Annotated in this window: 2 pseudogenes; both read left to right on the top strand. The window is 55.2% G+C overall.

The annotated features are described in order from the left end of the window. Window positions 1-462 (top strand): annotated as a pseudogene (locus tag KAJ71_RS23155) (IS3-like element ISYen3 family transposase); the annotation flags it as partial. A gap of 33 nt (window positions 463-495) precedes the next feature. Then, window positions 496-1248: pseudogene (locus KAJ71_RS23150) on the top strand (IS3 family transposase); the annotation flags it as partial. Window positions 1249-1278 lie beyond the last annotated feature (30 nt).

Below are 1278 nucleotides of genomic sequence, written 5' to 3'. Positions count from 1 at the left end.
AGGATCAAGTGCCTTACCTGCGTGGACGACTTCACGAAGGAGTGCCTGACGGTAACCGTTGCCTTCGGGATTTCAGGCGTGCAGGTCACGCGTATTCTGGACAGCATTGCGCTGTTTCGCGGCTATCCGGCGACGATAAGAACTGATCAGGGCCCGGAATTTACCTGCCGCGCGCTCGATCAATGGGCCTTTGAGCATGGCGTGGAGCTGCGGCTTATCCAGCCCGGCAAGCCGACACAAAACGGATTTATTGAGAGTTTTAACGGACGCTTTCGCGATGAATGTCTGAATGAACACTGGTTCAGTGACGTCAGTCATGCCAGGAAAACCATCAGTGAATGGCGTCAGGATTATAACGAGTGCCGGCCGCACTCCGCGCTGAATTATCAGACGCCGTCTGAATTTGCGGCGGCCTGGAGAAAGGGTAATTCTGAGAGTGAAGGAACCGACATTACTAACTGAGCGTTGTATCTAACCCTGGGGGCAGGTCATCTGCGCCGTCATCATATAGCCCCGCGTCAGCAGTTCCGTCTTGTCTGCGATAACGCTGTCCGAAAGGCATTCAGTGACGCAAAACAGCGGTATGGCGCGCCGCGTCTTGCTGATGAGCTTCCGGCGTACAACGTCAAAACCATTGCCGCCAGCTTGCGCCGTCAGGGGCTGCGCGCAAAGGCCTCGCGCCGGTTCAGCCCGGTCAGTTACCGTGAACATGGTCTGCCGGTGTCTGAAAACCTGCTGAAGCAGGACTTTTACGCCTGTGAACCGAATCAGAAATGGGCGGGAGACATCACCTATCTTCGCACTGATGAGGGCTGGCTTTACCTGGCAGTGGTCATTGACCTGTGGTCGCGAGCCGTCATCGGCTGGTCGATGTCATCGCGGATGACGGCACAACTGGCGTGCGATGCGTTGCAGATGGCGTTGTGGCGGCGTAAACGCCCGGAAAATGTCATTGTTCATACTGACAGAGGCGGCCAGTACTGTTCAGGGGATTACCAGGGCTTACTGAAACGTCATAATCTGCGTGGAAGTATGAGCGCAAAAGGCTGTTGTTACGACAATGCCTGTGCGGAAAGCTTCTTCCACTCGCTGAAGGTGGAATGTATCCACGGCGAGCGCTTTGCCACCCGGGAAATAATGCGAACGGCGGTGTTTAATTATATCGAGTGCGATTACAACCGCTGGCGTCGCCACAGTGCCTGTGGCGGACTCAGCCCGGAACAATTTGAAAACCAGACCCTCGCTTAGTCGTGTGTCCATTGTTAGTGGGTAAGATCA

Source organism: Serratia silvae, assembly GCF_023282985.1.
Lineage (GTDB): Bacteria > Pseudomonadota > Gammaproteobacteria > Enterobacterales > Enterobacteriaceae > Chania > Chania silvae.
Note: the sequence above shows the minus strand (reverse complement) of the source record. Positions and strands in the feature narration are given on the sequence as shown.